At 63.9% G+C, this 14,584-nt stretch carries 10 protein-coding genes; 6 read left to right on the forward strand and 4 right to left on the reverse strand.

The genetic code is table 11. From position 1 onward, the window contains the following. Window positions 1–117 precede the first annotated feature (117 nt). Genes ACN9MX_RS11380 through ACN9MX_RS11390 form a run of 3 tightly spaced genes read right to left on the reverse strand, consistent with a single transcriptional unit; the run spans window position 118 to window position 4,369 of the window. Window positions 118–960, reverse strand: a complete 843-nt coding sequence (locus tag ACN9MX_RS11380) for a sulfotransferase family protein (protein WP_363756527.1) — start codon at window positions 958–960, stop codon at window positions 118–120. A gap of 17 nt (window positions 961–977) precedes the next feature. Then, entirely contained in the window at window positions 978–2,210 is a 1,233-nt protein-coding gene (locus ACN9MX_RS11385) for a DegT/DnrJ/EryC1/StrS family aminotransferase (protein ID WP_363827143.1), read from the reverse strand. A 20-nt stretch (window positions 2,211–2,230) separates the two neighbouring features. Beyond that, entirely contained in the window at window positions 2,231–4,369 is a 2,139-nt protein-coding gene (locus ACN9MX_RS11390; RefSeq protein WP_363739634.1) for a polysaccharide biosynthesis protein, read from the reverse strand. Between the two features lie 365 nt (window positions 4,370–4,734). Between ACN9MX_RS11390 and ACN9MX_RS11395 the strand changes: the two genes are divergently transcribed. The 6 genes from ACN9MX_RS11395 to ACN9MX_RS11420 all read left to right on the forward strand — a co-directional run bounded on the left by ACN9MX_RS11395 (window position 4,735) and on the right by ACN9MX_RS11420 (window position 10,583). Then, window positions 4,735–5,919 carry a glycosyltransferase family 4 protein gene (locus tag ACN9MX_RS11395; protein ID WP_363756523.1) on the forward strand — a complete coding sequence of 395 codons (1,185 nt, stop codon included), beginning with the start codon at window positions 4,735–4,737 and terminating at the stop codon, window positions 5,917–5,919. Then, window positions 5,916–6,512: a sugar transferase gene (locus ACN9MX_RS11400; RefSeq protein WP_363756521.1), complete on the forward strand. Its 597-nt coding sequence runs from the start codon at window positions 5,916–5,918 to the stop codon at window positions 6,510–6,512. The genes ACN9MX_RS11395 and ACN9MX_RS11400 overlap by 4 nt, the downstream gene beginning before the upstream one ends. Further along, window positions 6,475–7,389, forward strand: a complete 915-nt coding sequence (locus tag ACN9MX_RS11405; protein WP_363827146.1) for a formyltransferase family protein — start codon at window positions 6,475–6,477, stop codon at window positions 7,387–7,389. Before ACN9MX_RS11400 ends, ACN9MX_RS11405 begins: the two co-directional genes overlap by 38 nt. A 3-nt stretch (window positions 7,390–7,392) precedes the next feature. Further along, window positions 7,393–8,076: a PIG-L deacetylase family protein gene (locus ACN9MX_RS11410; RefSeq protein WP_363739642.1), complete on the forward strand. Its 684-nt coding sequence runs from the start codon at window positions 7,393–7,395 to the stop codon at window positions 8,074–8,076. A 504-nt stretch (window positions 8,077–8,580) separates the two neighbouring features. Continuing rightward, window positions 8,581–9,171, forward strand: coding sequence for a response regulator transcription factor (locus tag ACN9MX_RS11415; RefSeq protein ID WP_363739644.1), 591 nt, complete (start codon window positions 8,581–8,583; stop codon window positions 9,169–9,171). A 29-nt stretch (window positions 9,172–9,200) separates the two neighbouring features. After that, window positions 9,201–10,583, forward strand: coding sequence for a lipopolysaccharide biosynthesis protein (locus ACN9MX_RS11420; protein ID WP_363827149.1), 1,383 nt, complete (start codon window positions 9,201–9,203; stop codon window positions 10,581–10,583). 223 nt (window positions 10,584–10,806) lie between these two features. Here the strand turns inward: ACN9MX_RS11420 and ACN9MX_RS11425 are convergent, their stop codons facing one another. Then, complete coding sequence (locus ACN9MX_RS11425; protein ID WP_363827151.1) at window positions 10,807–14,544, reverse strand: beta strand repeat-containing protein; 3,738 nt, start codon at window positions 14,542–14,544, stop codon at window positions 10,807–10,809. Window positions 14,545–14,584: the final 40 nt, after the last annotated feature.

Raw genomic sequence — 14,584 nt, forward strand, 5'->3', positions numbered from 1 at the left:
CGGGCAATAACGGCTGGCGGACAGGCAAAAAGGGACAGGCCCCCGAACGCTTTGGGAGTGATACCAACGAGAATTCTGGAAACGCCATGCGCCTGCGGAGGGGCAACAGGCCCTGCGCTATGCCGCCAGCCTCCGATCCTGCCTCCAATGGCTGAGATCGCGCCCGATCAGCTCCTCCAGATCGGCAATGTCCCGCGCATAATAGTCGACCATCCGCTGGCGGAGCGCCGCGGGCAATGGCGGATAGGCGATCTGCCGCGCGAATACCCCACGCACCCGTTCGAACATCGCTTTGCCGCGCAACGGCCGCACAGCCTCCTTCAACGGTGCCAGCGCGGTCCGTACCGGCAGCGGCAGGAAACGCTCGCTGCTGTCGTTGCGCGGGTCGGAACCGACCTGCTTCGAATAATGACGGGGCGCTCCGATATGGTCGCTGACGATGGCGACGCTCGCCTCGGGCGCGGCCTTCACATCCTCGAACAGCAGTATCTTGATTTGCTCCGCGTCGAAATGGGCAAGCCAGCGGCGCAGATGCTGCGCGTAAAGCCCATCCTCCAGAAATCGGGGTTGGTCGTTCGGCCGCCCGTCCAGATAATATTCCGGCCCCTTTGTCACCGTACCGCGCCGGAACAGCATCTTGTAATCGGAATAGGCGCGGTCGACCGGATTGCGAAGCTGCACCACCAGCCGCGCCTCTGGCAGGGCAGCGGCAAGGCGGGCGGGCGCGTCCGGGTGGGCGAGATAGTCGGCGGACTTTTCCCCCAGGATCTGGTCGGGCCGCGCGCCATCGAAGAAACGGCGATAATGATCGAGCCCCTGCGCATGCTCCTGGCTGAAGAAATGCGGCTCCGGCGCGGGCAGGTAGATCGCCGGATTGTCCTGAAGCTGGTTGTGGATCCAGGTCGTCGCCCCCTTGACGGCGCCTATGATGACAAAATGCGGCAGGCGGCCGTTGGCCATCGTCTTTTCTCCCTTCGTCAACAGGACAGTTCCGCCATGGCGATCTCCAGGCAGTTCGCCAGGCGGTGCATGTCTTCCGTATCCAGCAGATGATCCACCGGAAAGGCTATGCTGCGGCGGCCGAGATCCTGCGCGATCGGAAGAGCGCCGTCGCGGCGGACGTTCCGACCCGCAAAGGCGACTTCGCACGTCATATCGGCGCAGGAACCGCTGCCCACCGGCATGCCCATCTGCATCATCCGGCCAATGATCGGCGTGGTCCCCGCCTCCCCCAGCCGGTCGGCCGCAATGGTCACATAAAGCCGGTAGAAGGCGTGGCCGACCTCCGGCGGAATATCGGGCACCTCCACCGCCGGATTGGCGCGCAGCAGGCGCATCAGGGTTGCGGCATTGTCGCGCCGGGCGGCCAGCCAGCGGGGCAGCTTGGCGAGCTGCACCCGCCCGATGGCGGCCTGCATCTCCGTCATCCGCCAATTGCTGCCGAAACTGTCGTGCAGGTAGCGGAAACCGCTCGTCGTGGCCGCCGTAAAGAATTTTTCGGGGTTCTTGCCATGGTCCTTATAGGCCCAGGCCCGTTTCCAGTGCGCTTCCTGCCGCAGCAGGAGCATACCGCCCTCGCCGCCCGTGGACATGATCTTGTCGGTGCAGAAGGAAAAGGCGGCGGCATCCCCGAAGCTGCCCACCCGACGGCCATGAAGGGTCGCGCCATGCGCCTGCGCGCAATCCTCGATCAGCCACAGGCCGTGATCATCGGCCAGCGCGCGCAACGCCGCCATGTCGCAGGGCCAGCCGGCCAGGTGCACGCACAATATCGCCCGGCTGCGCGGCGACAGCATCCGGCGGGCGGAGTCAGGATCAATGGCGTTGCTGATCGGGTCGATGTCTGCAAAGACCGGCGTCGCGCCGACCGCGACGATGCAGGCCGCGCTGGCAAAGAAGCTGCGCGAGGGCAGGATCACCTCATCGCCCGCCCCGACGCCCAGCGCCCGCAATGCCAGTTCCAGCGCGACCGTCCCATTGCTGACCGCGACGCCGTGGGGCATGCCGCAAAACGCCGCGAATTCCGCTTCGAAGGCGCGGTTCTGCTCGCCATGGACCATGGCATTGACCCGCCCGCTTTCCAGAACCCGCGTCACCGCCGCGATCTCGTCCGGCTCATGCTGCGGCCAACGCAACGCGGCATGGTCAAGCGGGCTGAGGCGCAGCGGAACAGGGGACTGAATATGGGCTTGCGCAGGCACGGCTTGCATCTTGGTTTCCCCCAAAAAGGTCAGGCGACATCGCGCGGCAGCGGCGGGGTCAGGGCGGCCGGAATATCCGTCGGGCGCGGCGGCATCATCAGCAGCGTGTCGGAACTTTCCGCCGCCAGCCGCCGCAATATCTCCGCCCAGCGCGAACTGGCGGAAGCAGCGACCATTTCGTGTGTCAGCCGGACAAGCTCATCCGCGTCACCCACCGCGATCAGCCGGGCGAGCTGGGCAAAGCCCTCCACCAGCATCTCCAGCGGAATCGGGGATGGCATGGCCTCGAAAATACCCGGAATCGCGCTTTCGATCTTGTCCTCGCTGCTGTCGAACAGTTCCTCGAACAGCTTTTCCCCTGGACGAAGCCCGATGAACTTGATCGGCACGTCGATTTCCGGCCGCAGTCCCGCCATGCGGATGACGCGGCGAGCGATCTCCACGATCTTGACCGGCTCGCCCATGTCGAGAACGAAGATGGTGCCGCGCTCCGAATCCGTCTCCAGTGCGCGGGCGCTGCTTTGCAGGATCAGCAGCACCGCCTCCTGCACCGTCATGAAGAAGCGCTCTATGTCCGGATGCGTGACGGTCAGCGGCTTGCCGCTGGCGATCTGCTGCTGGAACAGCGGGATCAATGAGCCACTGGATCCCAGGACATTGCCGAAACGCACCGTCAGGAAGCGGGGGCTGTCCGGATCGCAACTGCCGATCAGGTCGAGCGCCTGGCAGTACAGCTCGCCCAGCCGCTTGGTCGCGCCCATCAGGCCGACCGGGTTGACCGCCTTGTCGGTCGACACCTGGACCATCGCCCGCGCCTCGAACTCGCACACCGCGTCGGCAACGTTGCGGGTGCCGAGCACATTGGTATGCACGCCCGCGCAGGGATTGGCCTCCACCATCGGCACATGCTTCAACGCAGCGGCGTGGAAGACAATTTCCGGTCGCCGCCGCTCGAACACCTGCCATAGCGCGGGGCGCTGGCGGATCGAGCAGAGTTCGGCATGGAAACGGACATGGGGGAATTTCTCCCGCGCCTCCATCTCTATGGTGTAGAGATTATATTCGCTGTGATCGAGCAGCACGATCTCCGCCGGCGCATAATAGGCAAGCTGGCGCACCAGCTCGCCGCCGATGGTGCCTCCCGCGCCCGTCACCATGATCCGCGCCCCGGTGACGACCCGCTCGAGATAGCTGTGCTGCACCGTGATTTCCGGACGCCCCAGCAATTCCGCGAGCGGCATCTTCTCTATCGCCATGCGGTCGCCGGTCAGCGGCTGCGCGCTGGTCCAGGGATTGCGGAAGCGCGAGACGACCAGATTTTCCTGTTCCGCCAGCGCCGCGATGCGCAATATCTGCTGCCGGTCGAGCCGTTCGCTGCTTTCCTGCACCACCAGGCTGACGGGCCGCCTGCCCGCGCGGTCCAGATCCGCGACGATCCGGGGCAGCATGTCGGGCGATCCCAATATGGGCAGGCCACCCAGGTTTAGCCGCCGCTCATGCCCGTCGAAGGAGATGACGCCGACAATCTCCAGCCCGGACTGGGTGTCGGTGGGCACGAGATCCGCCATCACCCGTGCCCAGTCCAGTTCGCCCAGCAACAGGATGCGGCGGCGCGCCTGCACGGTCCGGCGCAACCGCGCCGCCCGGACATGCTTGAAGAACTGCCGCCGCAACACGCGCACCACCAGCAGCGCGGCGACCGTCAACGGCACGTCGACGGTCAGGAAGACGGTCATCGGCCCGCGCATCATCTTCTGCGGCGCCAGCAGCCCGGCGGTGATCATCCATATTAGCCAACTGCTGGCGAGCAGGCTGACCGCGAGCGACAGCGCATCCGCGAGCGACAGGAAGCGCCAGCTTTGCCGATAGGTGCCCACGACGAACAATGCAGCCAGGTTAACGCCGACGAACAGGGTCATGAACCAGGGTTCCATCAGCGTCCCGGGCATGGGCAGGTCGGACAGGATCAGCCGCGAAAGAAGGAAGCTGCCGAGCATGATCAGCGCATCCAGCGCCAGGATGACGGCCAGCCTGATCGCGCGGAAACGCGCCGGGCCCTGCGCCGCGAAGGCGCGGGCTGCCGCGTCCAGCCGCAGAAGCATGGCGGCGGGCGGCGTTTGAACGACGCTTTCGGTCCCGTCCAGCCTGGCTGATGCGATGTTCGGCATTCCGATGTCTCCGATCCATGGTCCGCCGGTTGCGGGGGCTGAAGGCTGCCTGGAGGCGCCGCCCTGCGTGCCGTCCACAACCGCCGGTGCATTTGAAGCTATCGAAACAAGGGCATTCCGGTAATCGGTCGAGCGGACACTATCCTTTATCCCACCCCGGGCCCGCCCGGCGCGTCCGGTCGCCCATTGGGGCTATGCGGCAGGCCCCATGTTGGCAGAAACGGGCCAATGGCGGGCGCGGAGGGGAGCCGCCTTGCCTCAAAGGGGTAATCTACCGATGCACCGCCGAGCAGCGGAAGGGGCTGTGATACCTCCCATCCTCGATACGCAATGGGTTCAGGCGGAAAGCGGGAGGCATAGGCGCCATGAAAGTCGTTATCCTCTCCAGCCTGTCCTGGTCGCTGATCAACTTCCGCGGCGCTTTGATCGCGCGGATGATCGAGGAGGGGCACGAGGTCGTCGCCTGCGCCCCCGACGAGGAGCCGGAGGTGCTGGAGCGGCTGGCGCGGATGGGCGTGCGCTTCCGTCGGACGCCCATGGCGCGGGCCGGCACCAATCCGCTGCACGACGTCCGCACCCTGCTCCATTATCGGCACCTGATGCGCGCTGAACGGCCCGATGTGGTCGTCGCCTATACGCAGAAGCCGATCATCTATGGCGGGCTGGCTGCACGGCTGTGGAGCCGGGCCCGCTATTTCTCGATCATGAGCGGCCTTGGCTATGTGTTCAGCGAGGAGGCAGACGGCCGCCGCTGGCTGAGAAGCGTCGTATCGCGCCTCTACCGGATCGGCATCGCCCAGGCGCGGTGCATCTTCGTATTCAACAGCGACGATCACCGGCTGATGCAGGAAAGCGGGATCGTTTCGCCGACGCAGCGGGTGATGCAGGTTCCCGGCTCGGGCATCGACCTGCGCCATTTTGCCGAGCAGCCCCTGCCGAAGGGGCCCTTCACCTTCCTGATGATGGGCCGCCTGATGCGCGACAAGGGGGTCGGCGAATATGTCGAGGCGGCCCGCATCGTCCGCGCCCGGCACCCCGACGTGCGTTTCCTGCTGCTGACCCGGCCCGAGACGGAAAATCCCACCGGCTACACCGCTGCCGATCTTGACCGATGGCGCGAGGCGGGGCTGATCGAATTCCTGCCGGAGACGCGCGACGTGCGGCCCTTCATCGCTTCGGCCCATGCCTTCGTACTGCCGTCCTTCTATCGGGAAGGGTTGCCGCGCACGATATTGGAAGCGCTGGCGACCGGACGGCCCGTCATCACCACCGACATGCCGGGCTGCCGTGATCCTATCAGGCATGGCGTCAACGGCCTGCTGGTGCCGCCGCGCGACGCCTCAGCACTGGCGGACGCCATGGAAGCGATGATCGCAAATCCGCAGCGCGTCACCGCCATGGCCGGGGCGGCGCGGCAGACAGCGGTCGACGTCTATGATGTGGACAAAGTCAATGCGCTGCTGCTGGAAACCATGCAGTTGCAAAGCGCCGCGCACACACCGCCCCAGTCCGTGCCGCCACCAGCGCTGCTGGTACCGGAACGCGCATGACCGCCTGCCTGCGCCCCTCGGCATGGCTGGCGATGGCTCTTCTCGCGCTGCTCGCTCCCCTGCTGCTGCTGCTGTCCTTGCTGGTGCTGGTCGGCCTGGGGCGGCCCGTGCTGTTCCGCCAGGTGCGAAGCGGTCTGGGCGGCCAGCCCTTCGCCATGATCAAATTCCGCAGCATGCGGGACCTGCGCGACAGCCGCGGCGACCCGTTGCCCGATGCGCAGCGGACCCCGGCGCTGGGGCGATTCCTGCGGCGTTCCCGGCTGGATGAATTGCCCGAGCTGATCAACATCGCCCGCGGCGACATGGATTTCGTCGGTCCCCGGCCGCTGCTGCCCCATAGCATCGCCGCCATGGGTCGCGACGGCGTGGAGCGCGGCAAGGTGCGGCCCGGACTGACGGGTCTGGCGCAGGTCAGCGGCAATACGCTGCTGGCCGTCGAGGAAAAGCTGCGCTTCGACCTCTGGTACGTACGCCACCGCAGCGCCCGTCTCGACGCGCAGATCATCGCCCGCACGCTGCTGGTCGTGGTCGGCGGTGAAAAAAGGATCGACTGGCATGCCGACGAAGCGCGCCCTCCTCATTGGGGCAGTTGAAACCACGCGGATCGCCTTCGAAGCGATCGCCCGCCATCCGGCGTGGAACATCGCCGCGCTTGTCACGCTCGATCCCGCGCTGGCGGCGCGCCATTCCGATTTTGTCGACCTGGGACCGGCGGCGCGGCGCGAAGGCTGCCCGATCATCCATGTCGACAATATCAACCGGGAGGAAGCGCTCGCCGCGATCCGTGATGCCGGCGCCGACATGGCTTTCGTCATGGGCTGGTCGCAGATTTGCGGGGCTGCCTTTCGCGCGCTCTTTCCCGATCGGGTGGTCGGCTATCATCCCGCGGCCCTGCCCCGGCTTCGCGGTCGCGCAGCGATACCGTGGACGATCCTGCAGCAGGAACCGATCACGGCCGGAACCCTGTTCTGGATAGACGAGGGCACGGACACGGGCGACATAGTCGACCAGCAATTCTTCCATGTCGCGCCGGATGAAACCGCAGCGTCGCTCTATGCCAAGCATATGCAGGCTCTGGCCGTCATGCTGGACCGCACGCTGAAGCGGATCGCCGCGGGCGAGATGCCGCGCATGGCGCAGGACGAAGATTGCGCCACCTGGGCCGCGCGCCGCACTCCGACGGACGGGCTGATCGACTGGCGGCAGCCGGCCGGCGACGTGTTGCGTCTGATCCGCGCCACTGGCCACCCCTATCCCGGCGCCTTCACCCGATCGAACGGCGCGGGCCTCGTCATCTGGTCGGCGACATTGTCCGACATGGGCGGGCGTCACGCGGCCCTGCCGGGGCAGGTTGTAGCGCGATCTGCCGATGGCTTCACCATCCTGTGCGGTCAGCGGACCGCGATTGACGTCACGCAATGGGGCGGTCCTGAAAAGCCGCCCAAACTCCACGCCATTCTGGGGGAATAATCAATGTCGCTGCCTTTCAATGCCCGTCGGATCGCAGTGGTCGCCCCCCATCCCGACGACGAGATATTGGGATGCGGCGGCACCATGGCGCGCGCCGCGGCGGCGGGGGCGGAGGTGCATGTCGTCGTCGTCACCCGGGGACAGCCGCCACTGTTCGACGAGGAACTGGTGCGGCAGATCCGCTCCGAAACCCTGCGCGCGCATGGGATGATCGGCGTGACCGACACCCAGTTCCTGGATTTTCCCGCCGCCGCCCTGGACCAGGTCAGGCGAAGCGAACTCAACGCGGCGCTGTCGGATGCGTTGTCCCGCATCAAGCCCGACCTGCTGTTGATCCCGTTCGTCGGCGATATCCATCTGGACCATCAGATCGTATTCAACGCTGCCCTGGTCCATGCCCGGCCGCGCGGGCCCGGCGGCCCCGCCTGTGTTCTGGCCTATGAAACGCTGTCGGAGACCAACTGGCTGGCGCCCGGCGTCACGCCCGCCTTCATTCCGAACATGTTCGTGGACATCAGCGAAACCATAGAAACGAAGATCGCCGCCTTCCAGTCATTCGAGTCTCAGGTCAAACCAAGCCCCGACGAAAGGTCGGTGGAGGCCATCCGGGCACTGGCAACCCTGAGAGGCGCCACCGTATATCGAATCGCGGCGGAAGCATTTGTTCTGGTTCGACAAATTAACTAACTTATGTTGCGAAAAAGGCGAATCAGTCGCGATGTCCGATAGCCGCCTTTTCTGTCCTCCAGGCCGTTGGCATACTACCAAAGTGGTAATCGGAACTGCTGCAAGCGCGGAAAAATTCCGCAGTGCGGCAAAATTACATTATTTTAACAATGCGTTAACCTCTGGTCGTTTGCACCCGAAATTTCCAGTGTACATTAGGGGACTCTCGCGGCAAAAATATGCTACTGATAAGTTGTTGAAACGAAAAGAAAGGGTCGCACTACAGGCATTTGATTACTGGTCTTCTACATTTCGTTTGGGGCCTGCTTACGAAGGTAGAGGAGATCATGAGGGGACCACCCAATGTCGTACCCAGTTAATGTGCGTCTGTTGTGCGGTAATGCAATCGTTCGGGAGGGGCTGAGCCGTATCCTGATGGAACGGGATTTCCGCGTAACTCAATACCCAAATATTGCGACTGTACTTCAACAAGTTGAGGTGCCGGAAGAGGATCCGGGACCATCGTTGCTCCTGATCGACGACGGCACCGAATCCATGGACCTCGAAACGCTTTCCGTTCTGCAGAAGCGCTTTCCCTGTTCCTATCTTGTCCTGTTGTCGGACCGATTTGATTTTCAGATCATGTTGAAGGCGTTCCGTCTGGGGGCCTTGGGCTATATCGTCAAGGAAATCTCCTGCGACCGACTCGTGGCGACTCTGCGGCTGGTAGCCATGGGCGAGCGCGTTCTTCCGCCGCAACTGGCGGACGAGCTGCAATCCCGGCCCAGTCTGACCGATGCTCTGGAGGTCGAACGTCCGGTGGATGCGGCCTGCCTGTCCGATCGGGAACTGGAAATCCTGCGCTGGCTCATCATGGGATGCCCAAACAAGGTCATTTCCAAGCGGATGGACATCAGTGAGGCAACCGTAAAGGTCCATGTGAAGGCCGTGCTGCGCAAGCTGCGCGTCAAGAACCGGACCCAGGCGGCGATCTGGGCAGCCAATCACGGCATGCGCGGACGCGTGACGGAGGTCGAACCTGAACTTCCTGCCGCCATACCTCATCCAGCGCAGCTTCCTGTCCTGGAAATGGCCGGCGTGGCTAACCGCGCCTGATCTTCACGACCCCAAATGGGGGGATCGTCATGGCATATGACATAAGGGGCGCGCTGACAGCGCGCGCCCTGCCCATGTTGCGCGGCCGGTTCGGTGATTTCCTGGTAAAGGGGACTCGGAACCGGCTGATCGCAATCGGGCATTTGCTGTCAGGCAATTTCCTGAACGCGTTGATCATGTTGGTCAGCGTGGCGATGGCCGCCCGATCCCTGGGACCAGCGACCTATGGCGTCATGGTTCTGGTGCTGTCCTATAATCGCGTGGTGGAACGAATTCTGCGCTTCGAATCCTGGCAGCCGTTGATCCGGTTCGCCGTGGAGGAAGAGGCGAAGGGTTCAACACGGCGAATGCAGCGGCTGTATTGCTATGGGCTGATGTTGGACATCGGCGCTGCGGCAGTCGCGGCGCTCAGTGCGGTCAGTCTGGCATGGCTGTTCGGGCCGCTCTTCGGCCTCAAGCCCCTGCATGTCGAACTGGTCGCGATCTATTCGGTCGCAACCCTGTTCAACATCGCCGGCGTGCCGACCGCGGCGCTGCGCCTGTCCGGCCAGTTCAAGATGCTGGCCTATGCGCAGGTTGCGGGCAATGTGCTGCGCATCCTGCTGGCCTTCCTCTGCATGGTGACCCATGCCGGCATCATCGGTTTCATGGTGGCGTGGACGGTTTCGCAGGCGCTGGGTTCCGTTCTGGTCTTCTGGGTCGGTTTCCGGGCCCTGCGGAAGATGGGAATACCCAATCCGCTGCATGCCCGGCTGAAGGGCCTGGTGAGCGACTTCCCCGGCTTCTTCGGTTTTGCCTGCTCGACCAACCTGTCGCTGACGCTGCGCGTCATCACCACGGAAGCGGACTCGCTGTTCGTCGGCGCCGTGGCGGGCAGTTCGGCCGCCGCGGTCTACTATCTCGCCAAGCGCATCGCGAAGGTCGCGACGCAGGTGGGCGCGCAGGTGCAGGCTGTCGTCTATCCCGACGTTGCCCGCATGTGGGCCAATGGCAACATCCGAACCTTCCGGGCGGCCACGCTGCAGGTGCAGATGGCGCTGGCGGTGGTCGGCTTCACCATGCTCGCCGGGGCCTGGCTGCTGGGTCCGCTGCTCATCCGCATCGGGCCGGGCGTCGCCTATTCGGAAACCTATATCCTGCTGCTGACACAGTTGGTCGCCGTGATGCTGATGCTGCATGCGGCGCCTTCCCGATCGGCCATGCTGGCCATGAACCGAAGCTGGACCGTTCTTGCGATCTCGGGCTTCGGCACGGCGCTGTTCGTGGCGGTCGCGGCCTATACCGTTCCCCGTTATGGACCCATTGGCGGTAATATGGCCCATGTCATCCTGGGCGTGGTGACGGCAGTGTTGCTGGACGTCGCCTGGTTGCGAAGGGCGAGGGTTCGGCCGGTCGCGGCGAGCATCGGATGAGCCAACCGGGCGGTGACTCGCCCGGCGCATTCCCCGTCCGCCGCTGCAAGGTCAGAAATAAGTGCCCGCGACGGTGGCACGCAACCTGGCCGTCGAACTCGGCAGGCAACGCCATCTTTCGTTCCAGAAAAGGACAGCTCAAAAAATATGGCAGCCGAGCCGATTTGATCGGCTCGGCTGCTTATGTCATTTGAGCGGTCGATCTGATCAGATCGAAACCAATCTAGAAGAAGCTGCTCGCATCGACCCCGGCCAGGGTGTTGACCCCGACCAGCTGAACGCTCTGGTCGAATGCGCCATCGCCATTGGCATCGTAGAAAATCCAGCCGTCGGTCGTCCCGGCGACGAAAGTCACATGATTGACCCCGGCGGTCGTGTTGGCGGCCGCCAGCGCATCGGCGAAAACATTGGTCGCTATCGCCTTTTCCGCATAATCGGCGGCAGCCGGACTGCCGTTCAGGAAGTCGAGGTCGATGCGATCGCCCTCGCTCGCCTTGAAATCGGTTATGCGGTCATAGCTGGACGTGTTGAGCGTTGTGTCCCCGCGATTGAACACGAATACATCCGCTTCCGTCTCGCCGGTCAGCACGTCTTTGCCCGCGCCGCCGATCAGCGTGTCGCTGCCCGCTCCGCCCTTCAGCGTATCGCCCGCCGCACCGCCGTCCAGCAGGTCATTGCCCGCGCCGCCGTCCAGGCTGTCCTGCCCGTCCTCGCCATAGAGCCGGTCGCCGCCGCCATTGCCCAATATGATATCGTTGCCCAGGCCGCCCCAGAGGCTGTTATTGCCGCTGTTGCCGGTGATGTTGTTGGCCAGATCATTGCCGGTGCCGTCGATATTGTCGGTGCCGGTAAGAACCAGTTTCTCGATCTCCGCCGCCAGCTTGTAGGTGACCGAGGCATTGACCTGATCGTTACCGCCACCCGCCAGTTCGAAGATCAGGTCGTCATTGGCGCTGTTGCCGTCATCGGACCAGCTGTCGACGATATAGCTGTCGTCACCGTCTCCACCGATCAGGCTGTCCGCGCCGGCGCCACCGTCCAGATAGTCATTGCCCGCGCCGCCCAGCAGCACGTCATTGCCGTCGCCGCCGAACAGATTGTCATTGTCGTCGCCGCCATCGAGCGTGTCGTTGCCGCCCATGCCATACAGAATGTCGGCTCCCGCGCCGCCTGACAGCATGTTCGCCGCATCATTGCCGGTGATCGTGTTGGCGAGCTCATTGCCCATGCCGTTTATCGACGCCGTGCCGGTCAGCGTCAATTTCTCGACATTGGCGGCCAGGCGATAGCTGACCGAAGCATAGACGAGATCGCTGCCGCCACCGGCCAGTTCGATCACCTGATCGTCATTGCCGTCAAAGCCGTCATCCGACCAGGTGTCGACATAGAAGATGTCGTTACCCGCACCCCCGTCCATATAGTCGGCGCCCACCCCGCCATCGATGACGTCGTTGCCGGCAAGGGCGTAGATGGTGTCGTTGAGCGCCGTGGTCTGGTAGGCGAGCACGGTGGTCGTCGGGCTGATCGTGTTGTTGCCCGAGGATCCCGTGATCGTCCGCCCGTTTTCAGCCACGTCGGTGATGGTGATCGACAGCAACTGATCATCGAAGTTGCTGCCGTCGGTTGCGCGTACCGTCACCTGATAGACGCCGTCGCCATCTGCATCGACCCGGTTCTCGAAATCCGGGGCGTTGATGAAGGACAGGGCGCCGGTCACCGGATCGATGGTGAACAGCGCCGCATCGGCTCCCCCCGAAATCGCAAAGCCGGGCGTGGTCCCGTCCGCGTCGCTGGCGGCCACCACGGTCACGGCGCTGGCATTTTCCGCCATGTTGATCGATGCCGACGCGCCGCCGCCGTTGGAGGTGATGATTGGCGCATTGTCGTTCACATTTGTGACGCTGATTGCCAGGGTCTGCGAGACGCTGTTGCTGCCGTCGCTGGCGCTGACGACGACATTGTAGATGCGATCGCCATTGCTGTCATTGGGCGCTTCAAAATCGGGCGCCGTCTTGAAACTCAGCGCACCGGTCGCGGCATCGATGGTGAACAGCGCCGCATCGACGCCGCCGCTGATGCTGTAGCTGAGCGCCGTGCCGTCAGCGTCGCTGGCCTGAACCGTCGCGGCGAGCAAGCTGTTTTCCGCCACGGAAACGGCAACCGAAGCCGCCCCGGCATAGGACATCAGCACCGGCGCATTGTCGTTGAGATTGGCGACGGTCACGGCCAGTATCTGCTGGTCCGCGTTGGAGCCATCGCTCGCCTGCACGATCACGTCATAGACATTGTCGTGATCGGCGTCGGCGGCGATCTCATAATCGGGGGCGGCCTTGAATGTCAGGGCGCCGGTCGCGGCATCGATGGCGAAGAGCGCGGCATCGGCCCCGCCAACAATCGCATAGCTGATCGACGGGCCGTCCACATCCGTGGCGGCTACCGTGGTCACGGCGGTCGCATTCTCATCGACCGTGATCGCCGCGCTCGCGCCCCCGCCATTGGAGGTGATGACCGGCGCAAAGCCATCGGGCACGTCGTTCACGGTCACGGAAAGCGCCTGCGTATCCATGCCGCCATTGCCGTCATTGGCGGCAACGATCACATCATAGACATTGTCGTGGTCGGCATCGGCCGGGCTTTCGAAATTGGGTGCCACAAGGAAACGCAATTCGCCCGTCACCGCGTCGATCGTGAACAGCGCCGCATCCGCTCCGCCGACGATGGAAAAGGCGATCGTCTGCCCCATGTCGGGATCTGTCGCGATGACCGTGATGACGGCGGTGCCGTTCTCATCGACCGTCAGCAACGCGCTGGAACCGCCGCCGTTCGAGGTGATGACGGGCGGCGCGTTCAGCGCGGTCGAGGGCGTCGTCATGTCCGCGAACTGGAAATATTCGACATTGCGGATCGTCTTGCTGCCCTCTGGAGAGCCTGCGCGCTGGTCGACCGCAACATAGCTGCCATCTGTCTGGAGCGTGAAGATATAGTCCATCCGGTTGCCGGAAAAGACGACCGTATCGATATCGGCGCTGCCGTCGATCACGTCATTGCCTGCGCCTGCAAGGATCGTATCGTCGCCCGCTCCGCCATGCATGTAATCGTTGCCGGTGCCGCCATCCAGCAGGTCGTCGCCAGTGCCGCCATAGAGTTCATCGCTGCCCGCGCCGCCATAAAGCTGGTCATTGCCCGCGTCGCCATTCAGCGTATCATTGCTGTTGGTGTCGGCATCGTCGCCATAGAGCAGGTCGTTCCCGCTGCCGCCCGACATATTGTCGCCGCCCGCCTGACCGTAGAGAATGTCGTCATCGTCGCCGCCGGTCATCTTGTCGCTGCCGCGGCCGCCATAGAGGATGTCGTTGCCCGTGCCGCCGTCGATGGTATCGTCCCCGGATATGCCGTTGAAGCCCAGGTCATCGCCGTAGAGCAGGTCGTCCCCTGCCCCGCCGGATATCGTGTCGCTGCCGCGCCAGCCGAAGATGATGTCGTTGCCGCCGTCGCCCTGCAGATTGTCCTTGCCCGCGCCGCCGATGATGATGTCGTTGCCAAGACCTGCCTGGACCAGCACGTCTTTGGCATAGTCGATCCCGCCCGCGCCATGCGCGGTCAGGTCGATGATGTCGTCTCCGTCCCCCAGCCAGAACTGCTCGATATTGTCGAAGCTGCCGACCCCCCCCGAAATCACGCCATTATTGTAGAAGATGGCGTCGGACAAATTGGATCCGTAGATGACGTCCGTGCCCGTGCCTCCCATCAGCAGATCCATGGAAATCTGGATGTTGGTGGCCGTGAGTTGATAGGCCGTGCCGCTGCCCGTGAGGATCGCCGAATTCCAGACCAGTTGCGCCATCACTGCATCGGGGCGCACATAGTCCAGATTGGCGAGCCGGGTGAAGGCGAAGAATTGGTCTTTCTCATTGCCTGCCGTGATGGTCTGACTTCCCACCACGTTGAAGAAATTTGCCATGTTCGCCCCCTGTCCAGCGTCCTTGTGAAAGGTCTGGATT

It is taken from the genome of Sphingobium sp. R-21, from assembly GCF_049913335.1.
In the GTDB taxonomy this organism is placed as follows: domain Bacteria; phylum Pseudomonadota; class Alphaproteobacteria; order Sphingomonadales; family Sphingomonadaceae; genus Sphingobium.

Excerpts from the sequence above, each read along its gene's own strand:
- ACN9MX_RS11380 (WP_363756527.1), bottom strand. The coding sequence starts at position 960 with ATGGCCAACGGCCGCCTGCCGCATTTTGTCATCATAGGCGCCGTCAAG.
- ACN9MX_RS11390 (WP_363739634.1), bottom strand. The coding sequence starts at position 4,369 with ATGCCGAACATCGCATCAGCCAGGCTGGACGGGACCGAAAGCGTCGTT.
- ACN9MX_RS11385 (WP_363827143.1), bottom strand. The coding sequence starts at position 2,210 with ATGCAAGCCGTGCCTGCGCAAGCCCATATTCAGTCCCCTGTTCCGCTG.
- ACN9MX_RS11400 (WP_363756521.1), top strand. The coding sequence starts at position 5,916 with ATGACCGCCTGCCTGCGCCCCTCGGCATGGCTGGCGATGGCTCTTCTC.
- ACN9MX_RS11405 (WP_363827146.1), top strand. The coding sequence starts at position 6,475 with ATGCCGACGAAGCGCGCCCTCCTCATTGGGGCAGTTGAAACCACGCGG.
- ACN9MX_RS11420 (WP_363827149.1), top strand. The coding sequence starts at position 9,201 with ATGGCATATGACATAAGGGGCGCGCTGACAGCGCGCGCCCTGCCCATG.
- ACN9MX_RS11410 (WP_363739642.1), top strand. The coding sequence starts at position 7,393 with ATGTCGCTGCCTTTCAATGCCCGTCGGATCGCAGTGGTCGCCCCCCAT.
- ACN9MX_RS11395 (WP_363756523.1), top strand. The coding sequence starts at position 4,735 with ATGAAAGTCGTTATCCTCTCCAGCCTGTCCTGGTCGCTGATCAACTTC.
- ACN9MX_RS11425 (WP_363827151.1), bottom strand. The coding sequence starts at position 14,544 with ATGGCAAATTTCTTCAACGTGGTGGGAAGTCAGACCATCACGGCAGGC.